The organism is Candidatus Zixiibacteriota bacterium (genome assembly GCA_040753875.1).
Classification (GTDB): domain Bacteria; phylum Zixibacteria; class MSB-5A5; order GN15; family FEB-12; genus DATKJY01.
Map to the genome: position 1 here is coordinate 34,543 of JBFMDV010000014.1, position 8,829 is coordinate 43,371.

The window sequence follows — 8,829 nt, forward strand, 5'->3', positions numbered from 1 at the left end:
AGACGCCAGCAACATAGCACCTCCCCCCTTTTTTGTCAAGAGAAATCTTTGAATTGAGACGCAGATTACCAAAAACGACAGCATGTAGTAACGGAATCGTGCTCCTTGACCTGTCCAGCCGCAACCACGGTAGCCAGCCTACCTCAGCGTTCGGAGAACAGTACCATGCGAAAAAGGGGGCATCTGGAGTCGCCCATTGGCCCGGTTCATGAGACCTGATCTGCTTTTCCTGGCACTGTCGACGCCTCCTGCAGAAGCATTCTCCCGTCCGAATAACGCGTTGATAAAATTGTGACTGTTTTCACAAACTTGGCGATCCGACCTCTCCTGATTTCCTGCATCGCTGAAAAAAGAAGATTGTGAAGATTTTCACAGACGATCTGCCGTCTGTTGGTCGGATCCGTTAGAACGCGTAGGTCAAGCTCGACGACAGGAGCACCAGCCGGTTGTTGTCCTCCGCCCGGGTATGCCACTCCCACTCAAGCCCCAGCAGGATGTTGAAATTGAACCCTCCCACTACTCGCCAGTCGCCTATCAGGTTTAGCCGTTGATACGTGAAACTGGTCTGGAGGTCGCTTGGGTTGGTCAGGCGGCGGTATCCCAGATGGTAGTCCAGAGTACCGAAAAATCTCCCCAGCTTCGAATAATCGATGGTCCCTTTTCCCCCCGTCTCAAGATAGTCCTCCCCGTCCTGCAGAGAATCCTGAGCCATCGTCAGCCATTCCATCTCAGGGCCCAGACCAACCTCCAGGCCATCGAAACCGTACCCGGCCACCACCGAGGCAGTGGTTTTGGTGTAGTTCGAGTTCACCAGGTCTTCAGCATTGAACCAGTTTGCCTCGAACTCGATTTCGGGCCGCCCAAACCAGCCGCTCCCCAAAAGCAGCTTGCCCCGTCCCCCAAACTCTAACCGGCTGTAGTCGTCGGACCGGTCCAACCGCTGGTAGTCTTTTCGTTCCAACCGGGCAGCCAAGTCAATATCTCCCCGGCTGGCCAATGCCAACCAGGCGGCTTCCAGCCCGAAGTTCGCGTAGTTCAAGTCGCCGGAGTCGGTCACGTTACGAGCCAGGTAGAAAACGTCGAGGCTGGCCAGCGACAGCCCGGCGAACAGATCTGTTCCCAGCTTGCCTCCGAAACGCTGATAATCAAAAGCCACCGCGCTCGGATCGGCAAACCTGACCAGCTCCCCTTGCCCTTGGACCCAAAGAGTGAATCTCTCGTCAATCGGCAGTTTGAGCTTGGCCCGACCGGTCCCGGAAAGGTAGCTGTCTCCCGGCTCGACCTCGCCCCGATACCGATTCCGCCAGTCAAGTTCGCCACTGGCATCGAGTTTGAACTGCCCCAACTTAGGGCGCCAGGCCGGGTAGAGCTTCAGGCGAAGCTTCTCCGACCCCTGTTCATAGACCGCCCGCAAGTCCAGTTTGCGGAAGTCCGATGAGCTCATGCGGAGTTCCAGCATCCCCCGGAAATCATCAAGGTAGTTCGTCTTGAGGGACCATCCTGTCAGGAAGGAATCGACTCCTGCCTGGGTGAGAGAATCCAGGAAGTACTCCTGCGAGAGAAAATCGTAGCCGATACCGGCCTTGATGCCAAAATCGGTGGCTGAGGGGGAGTGGTACGTGCCACCGACTATACCAAGGAAAATTGCCGCGACCCAGATCCTTGTCAAAACCGCTATCCTAAGAGCGAGGGGTGGAGATTATTGGAAAAAGGCCTCCGCCTGGCGAATAACGAGCTGGGCTGCCTGAAGCGCGGCGATGGCCTTGTCAGTCTGGCCGGAATTCAGCGCCTCCTGGGCGAGTGAGAGTTGTTCGGCCGCCTGATGCAGTTGTTCCTGCACCTTCTGGAGGGATTCTCCGGACAGACCGGAACTCTGGTCAGAAAGCTGGTCGAGCCGTCTCTTGAGGCGGTCATGGCGGGCTTGCAGCTGGTCTGTCCCTTCGCATTCGCGAGTGGCCTTGAGAGCGAATTCGCGGGCTTTGAGGAGGGTCTGAAGGGCTGCGACCACCTGGCCCCGTCCAAACAGATTCTCAGCCAGAGCAAAGGTCTCGTTCGCCTGACGGAGCATGGTCTGCGCAGATTCGGAACCGCAGTCGCTGACCGCTGACCTGGCCCGGTCGAGCAGTTGGCGGACATTTTCGTGGCGCCGGTCGTAGCTTTCTTCACGCTGATTCTGGCGATGCTCCGCTCCAAGGATCTTCCACGCCATCTTTTCAACCTGATCGGCCAGTTTGAGGGCCGGACGATACTGTTTCTGGCGGTAGAACTCCCAGGCGCGGGTCAGGTTGTCCTTGGCTGCCTCGTAGATCGCTACCAGGTTCCGGTCCTGGCTATCGGCGACAGCGGCTCCGGCGCGATCGATCAACTCGGCAGCTCGTTCCATCATTCGCTGTACGACCGCTTCGTTCTGCTCGGCCTGACGGCAATTGGCAAGAGCCATCTTGATCAGATCCCGGGCGCGCTGGGTGAGCACATGAGCGGTCTGAGTACCCAACAATGTGTTCTGCGCGAATGCCTGCTCGGCTTCTTCCTGCCGTTTGCGAGCCTGTTCAAGAGGTGCTGCGGCCAGCGGGCAATCATAGGTCCGGGCAACTTCCTTCGCTCGGTCCAGCATATCCTGAGTCCGGTCCATCTCCATTTGGACCACTTCGCGGCCCATTCCCTGCTGGCCCATTGCGGGAACGGCGAGGGCTACAAGAAGCGCCGCCAGCAGAAGGATTTGTATTTTCAACCGGTTCATTATCATTCACCTCGATTCACGAGGATAGCAATCAAACGCTGTGCCCGTCAAGGCCGCCCGGCTAAGCCTTTGCCTGCAAGTAAGTTGCATATTACCAAACGGGCTCAATCGTGCCACTTTGTACCATCCGGTACGTGTGTTTGTCCCTTGTGGCGCACCTGTGGCGGCAAGGCCATTCATTCCAATGGAATCCCATGGACTTTCATTCGGCTATACAGACGCCGCCGGGTTATCTTGAGCAGCCTGGCCGCATCGGTTTTGTTCCCTTTGGCGCGGGTCAGCGCCGACAGGATCATCTCCTTCTCGCTCTGCTCGAGTCCCGCACCGGGAGCATGTGGTGCTCCCACGATATCGGGAGCACGAATTACGGGAGCATCATCGATCTCAAGCGAAAAATCTTCCGGTTCCAGCGGCTCACCGGCCGCCAGGATCACCGCCCGCTCAAGCACGTTGCGAAGCTCCCGTATATTGCCGGGCCAGTCGTAGTGACGAAACAGTTCCTTGACCCCGGCACTGAGACGGGCGTGTGGAAACTGTTGCCGGGCCAGAAAATATTCCGCCAGTTCCAGGACGTCGTCCTCTCGTTCCGACAGCGATGGCATATTGATCGGAAAAACCGCCAGCCTGAAATAGAGGTCCTCGCGAAACGCGCCTGTCCGGGTGGCCTCTTTGAGATCACGGTTGGTGGCCGCGATTATCCGGACATCGATAGCGACCGTATCGAGGCCCCCTACCCGCACCAGCTTCCGTTCTTCGATGACCCGAAGAAGCTTGGACTGCATGTTAGGGGACATCTCGCCGATCTCATCGAGGAAGATCGTCCCCCCCTCGGCCAATTCGAACCGACCCCGTTTGCGGGCCACCGCGCCCGTGAAGGCTCCCCGTTCATGGCCAAATAGCTCCGATTCCAAAAGGGTCTCGGTGATGGCGGCGCAGTTCACGGCTATGAACGGCTGCGAGTGACGTGGTGAAAGATCATGGATCATCCGGGCGGCCAGTTCTTTACCGGTGCCGGACTTGCCGGTCAGGAGAACGGTGGTCTCGGTTCGGGCCACTTGTTCAACTAATCTGCGGACGTTGACGGCCGCTGGTGATGTCCCAATAAACCGGTCGGCGAATCCGGCGGCGGCCACCTGTCGAAAGTGGTCGCTGAGGGATCGCTGCTTTTGCTGATCTACGAGTTTCTTGACCAACAGGGTGAGTTCGTCGAGCGAAAAAGGCTTCAGGAGATAGTCGGCGGCCCCTTTTTTCATGGCGCTGACGGCGCTTTCGACTGTCCCGTAGGCGGTCATCATGACCACCTCGGTCCCCTCCTTTTCGAGCGCCTTCTCAAGTACGACCATTCCCGAGATCTCCGGCATGGAGAGATCGGTGATGACAATATCGAACGCGTGTTTTGCCAGGAGTGTTAGCGCTTCGGCTGGTTTGGTGGTGGTGGTGACGGTATGCCCCGAATCTTCGAGCGTTCCGCAGATGAGGGAAGTCATTTTGGGTTCGTCATCGACGACCAGTATGCGCGCCATGGCTATGTTGTCGTCCGTTTCGGCAGTTCGATTATAGCAGTCGTGCCGGTAGCTTCACGGCTGTCAAGTCTCAGAGTTCCGCCCATCTCCTCAATGATCTTGCGGCTTACATAGAGCCCAAGCCCTGAGCCGGTTTGCCGCGTAGTATAAAACGGTTCAAACAGCCGCTTAAGCTCTTTTTTGCCTATTCCCGGCCCGTGGTCAGAAACTCTGATAATAACAGTGTTGCCGACCTCATCCGCTGACAGTCCGATCGCCATCGGCCTATCGGAGGCAAGGCAAGCCTCGGCGCCGTTGATGAGGAGATTCAGGATCACCTGGCGAAGCGAACGCGGGTGACCGGTCATTGGCATGACCGACGACGGCGGACTGCCGAACCAGATCAGTTCGTGGGATGCATACTTCTCGGAAAGATGACGTTTGCTGCTGGCCAATAGCTCGGTCAGGTCGAACTGCTCCGGTGGTTCGCCGGATAGGAGCTGTCCTTCTGCTTTCGCGAACTCCAGGTATCCGGAGACAATGCTGTTGAGACGGTCCGTCTCTTCGATGATATACCGGCTTTCATCGGCCTGTGATTTCTTGTGCAGCCGCTCTGCTGACGCGCGAATGATCATCAGAGGATTCCGAATCTCATGCGCCACCACGGCAACCATCCGACCAAGATAGCCGTGGGTCTGCGCCAGAAACAGATGCTGTTCGGCGCGGTTGAGGTTCCGCTGCAAGAGCAGGAACAGAAATCCCAATAGAAACCCCGCGATCAGCGAAAAGAGCGTGGCGTAGGTGAGGTTTTCTTTCAGACTGACCAGCGAATCGAAATAGTCCACACTGGCTTCCACACCAAGCACGGCCAGCGTAATACCCATAGTATCAACCAGCGGTGCGAACGCTGATTTGAGGTAGAACGCGCCGGTTTGATACGATGGTGTCACGATCGCCGCATGCCGACTGCTGTAAAAGAGTGAATCGATGAACGGTCCGTTGAGACCAGCCAGGAAATAGAGCGTGTCCGGCTCCTCTAAGGTGGTGGCCAGATAGCTGTAATTGTCGTCGAGAATGAACAACTCGGATAGTGAGTCCTCCAGCCGAATCCGGTCCAGGTAGCGGTTTACCTCAAGATACGCCTCGATATTGCCGTGGGTCAGACTGTCGACAGCGGCCGCGGATAGGCCTGCCGCACTGGTCTGGGCGACCGAGCGGAGTCGGCGAGCGAGTTGCTGTTCAAGGAGTGTCTCGGTATGCTGGTAATAGTACCACCAGGCGAGATTCACAAGCAGAACCAGAACCACCGTGAACAGCGCAACCGCGACATACCGTTTGGAGCGGGCCAGCATGGGGGAAGTAATTGTCTAACAAGGCGTGGAGTCAACCATTTGGATTGGCACAAGCCATAATGCCAAAGGCTGGTTCGATTTCCCAAATCGGTTGACATACCACCCGAAATCTGTATACTTGGGGCCGGTTGAAGCTTCTATTTCGATGACCCCATCGTCTAGTGGCCTAGGACATCGCCCTTTCACGGCGGTAACACGGGTTCGACTCCCGTTGGGGTCAGTGGATTTGCCACTCTTATTCTGACGCGTAAAGAGGGGTGGTGAATGGACTGGGGATCTCACGCGGCGTGTCGACTCCTTTTTTCCGTGAAGAGAGTTCTTGTTCGACCGAGTTGCCATATAGCAGAACCCCTTGGTGGTTCTGGCATTCCTATGCCGGCGGAACCAGAAGCGGTTCCGCGCTACGTGGACTTGTTTTCACCGTATTTGTTTTCCAACGCCTGTAGTAAGCTCTTACCTTCGCATTTCCATACAAATACCAAGCCGCGACTCCTGAGGTAACAGCACAGAAAACAAGACTCACCACATCAAGTGTTGATGTTCCATTCAACGCTGGCAAGACTATCGTGACGCCGATTCCTGCCCAAAAGAACAGCATTGCCGGACGAGCCCATAGTTGTTCGCGCCAAATACCATAACTGACGGCGAGGCAGAGAAGAGCAACGAAACCAAAATTGACTCCAGCCCTGCGAAGAAATTCTGCCCCGCTAACCGGTGCGTCGTTTATCGAATAGGATGCTATGTCAAAGGGAGCGAGGATCAGGAGAATGGAGGCTGCTATTCCCCACAAGCCCGAACAGATCATACCGAGAGTTAGAAAGAGTGGCCGCGGAGCGCTCTGGCATGCCAACTCCGATGTAGCACTACGACTCAAATCGGTAGGGAAAGTTTCATTGCAATACGAACACTTATCCACAGAGCCTCCGTGAATAACCATCACTTTGCCACATTTAGGACATACTACTGTTACGGACATGATTCCCTCTTCAATGGTATTGCGGTTTGTAACTTACCCAACGGGTGTGAACTGATTGATCTGGCCAATCACTTCCGGTTATCTTCGAAACCTCATTCGACGCGCAGCGGTAAAACCGACAAGTCGGTCAGCAAATCCTCGGCAACTGCTCTCCCACCGGCATGTCCACCACCCGCCAGCCGCCGATACGGGTCTGCATAGTCACGCGTACGAATGACTCAGCCGCCACCACCTCACCAATGATCGATGCTTCTTTGCCGAGCGGATGGACCCGCATCACGGCCAGCACCGGCTCGGCGCGATGGGGTGCGACTGCCGCGATCAGCTTTCCTTCGTTAGCAACATAGAGCGGATCAAACCCAAGCATTTCGCAGGCCCCGGCTACCGGCGGGTGAACGACAATCTGCGGCTCGTATATGCGAATGCCGACATTCGAGTTCTCAGCGAGCTCATTCAGCGTCGCCGCCACACCACCCCGCGTGGGGTCTCGCATGGCATGCACAGCGCCGTCGCCGGCCATCAGGATAACCTGCACCAGTTCGTGCAGCGAGGCGGTGTCACTTTGCACGCTCGTTTCGAATGCCAGCCCCTCGCGTTTTGACAGCACGGCTATCCCATGGTCCCCGATCGAGCCGCTCAGAATGATCTTGTCTCCGATCTGAAGGTTCCGCGATGAGATCGTCCAATTGTGTTCGATCACGCCCACCCCGCTCGTGTTGATGAACAGTTTGTCCGCTTTCCCTTTCGGCACAACTTTGGTATCACCAGTGACTATCGACACCCCAGCATTCTGCGCCGCACGTTTCATCGAAAGTACTATTCGCTTGAGGTCTTCAAGGGGAAGGCCTTCCTCAAGGATAAACCCGGCGCTCATGTACAGCGGACGGGCGCCACACAAGCAAATGTCGTTGACCGTCCCGTTGACCGCTAAGTCACCGATATCACCGCCGGGGAAGAAGATTGGGTCCACCACAAACGAATCGGTGCTGAATGACAGTTTCCCCTTTGGCGGCTCCAGCACTGCCTGATCATCGAGCTTACCAAGTGCCGGATTATCGAACGCCCAATTGAAGAGCTTGGTGATCAGGTCGTTCATCATGCGACCGCCGGAGCCGTGGCTGAGCTGCACCGTGTCGTGAGCGCTGATGGGAAGGGGGCAGTTGGCGAAATCTTCAGGAGCAAGCGGCTTGTTCATGGTCTTATAGTGTGTCAGGTCACATCGTCGCCCGGGCGGACGACATCAGGACCTGACACAACTACTCAATATCTATATCTATCTATGCCCGTCATTGCGAGGCGCTTCGCCGAAGCACCTATGTAAAGGCCGACGTCAAGTTCCTTTTTTGTTCCTCTTGCCTGCGTACTGGAACTCAAGCACCTATTCAGGCCCAGCACCACGTGCCGCCTATGATTTTGACCTGCCTGTCGGTACCCAACTCAATCTCACGGGCCATATTGCCCAGCTTCGGCCTCGGGCCCACCGACAGTACATCAGTACGCTTAACTCGCCACCCGATAATACGGACGTGCTTCTGTCCAGACATGCCACACGATCCGGATCAACGCATGGGCCACCGCTACTTTCGCCGCTGCGACTGAGGTGCGATAACACAACCGACTATACAGTCGCCGCAGATACGGCGTCGTTCTGACCGCGTGCGGGACTGCCTGTATCAACAACCAGCGCAGAACCGATGGTCCTTGCCTGGTGATATGTCCGTGGTGAACCGTCTCGGCCGACTGCCGTAGAGACGGGATGAGGCCGCTGTAGGCGGCCAACGCTTTGGGAGAACCAAATCGCCGAATATCGCCAATGTGTGCCCGGAGCGCCAAAGCTGTCAAAGCTCCGATGCCATCAATGGTCATGAGCAGCGACGCGATCCGATCACCGGCTGCCACCCGCTCGATCTGCGTATCGACCTCCAACATCTCTTCGTTCAAATTGTCGTACAGCTTGATGAGTCGATTGATCTGTCGCCGCGTCTGAAGTGACAAAGCCGCAGCCGCAATCGAAGCTCGCCCCTTCTTGCCAAAACAGTCAGTCGCCTGCACGAGCACACCCTCCCGAGACAGAAGCATCCTGGCCCGACAGCAGAAGCGCACTTGGTCAGACATCAAAGCGCGATGTTCAGACACTAGTTGCCGCCACGACCGACATCGAGCGCTCGGCTGATAGACCTCTGGCAAATACCCTATGCGCAGCAGATCCGCCAATATCCTGGCATCAATCCGGTCAGTCTTGCACCGACTCTCCGCGAT

At 56.5% G+C, this 8,829-nt stretch carries 6 protein-coding genes and 1 tRNA gene; 1 reads left to right on the plus strand and 6 read right to left on the minus strand.

The features are described 5' to 3' along the window. Window positions 1–403: 403 nt before the first annotated feature. The 4 genes from AB1644_05720 to AB1644_05735 all read right to left on the minus strand — a co-directional run bounded on the left by AB1644_05720 (window position 404) and on the right by AB1644_05735 (window position 5,594). On the minus strand, window positions 404–1,669 hold the full coding sequence (locus AB1644_05720) for a hypothetical protein (protein ID MEW6050544.1): 1,266 nt from the start codon (window positions 1,667–1,669) through the stop codon (window positions 404–406). Window positions 1,670–1,699: 30 nt separating this feature from the next. Then, on the minus strand, window positions 1,700–2,740 hold the full coding sequence (locus tag AB1644_05725) for a hypothetical protein (protein ID MEW6050545.1): 1,041 nt from the start codon (window positions 2,738–2,740) through the stop codon (window positions 1,700–1,702). Between the two features lie 176 nt (window positions 2,741–2,916). Continuing rightward, the gene (locus AB1644_05730) at window positions 2,917–4,263 is read right to left on the minus strand and encodes a sigma-54 dependent transcriptional regulator (GenBank protein MEW6050546.1); all 1,347 of its coding nucleotides are present in this window, start codon (window positions 4,261–4,263) and stop codon (window positions 2,917–2,919) included. Window positions 4,264–4,265: 2 nt separating this feature from the next. Beyond that, on the minus strand, window positions 4,266–5,594 hold the full coding sequence (locus AB1644_05735) for a HAMP domain-containing sensor histidine kinase (protein ID MEW6050547.1): 1,329 nt from the start codon (window positions 5,592–5,594) through the stop codon (window positions 4,266–4,268). A gap of 147 nt (window positions 5,595–5,741) precedes the next feature. Here AB1644_05735 and AB1644_05740 point away from each other — a divergent pair. Then, window positions 5,742–5,814, plus strand: a tRNA-Glu gene (locus tag AB1644_05740). Between the two features lie 883 nt (window positions 5,815–6,697). Here the strand turns inward: AB1644_05740 and hypE are convergent. After that, window positions 6,698–7,765, minus strand: coding sequence for a hydrogenase expression/formation protein HypE (gene hypE / locus AB1644_05745; GenBank protein MEW6050548.1), 1,068 nt, complete (start codon window positions 7,763–7,765; stop codon window positions 6,698–6,700). A gap of 305 nt (window positions 7,766–8,070) precedes the next feature. Beyond that, window positions 8,071–8,829 (minus strand): IS110 family transposase (locus AB1644_05750; protein MEW6050549.1); only part of this gene is annotated, 759 nt, incomplete at its 5' end.

Excerpts from the sequence above, each read along its gene's own strand:
- AB1644_05730 (MEW6050546.1), bottom strand. The coding sequence starts at position 4,263 with ATGGCGCGCATACTGGTCGTCGATGACGAACCCAAAATGACTTCCCTC.
- AB1644_05725 (MEW6050545.1), bottom strand. The coding sequence starts at position 2,740 with ATGAACCGGTTGAAAATACAAATCCTTCTGCTGGCGGCGCTTCTTGTA.
- AB1644_05735 (MEW6050547.1), bottom strand. The coding sequence starts at position 5,594 with ATGCTGGCCCGCTCCAAACGGTATGTCGCGGTTGCGCTGTTCACGGTG.
- hypE (MEW6050548.1), bottom strand. The coding sequence starts at position 7,765 with ATGAACAAGCCGCTTGCTCCTGAAGATTTCGCCAACTGCCCCCTTCCC.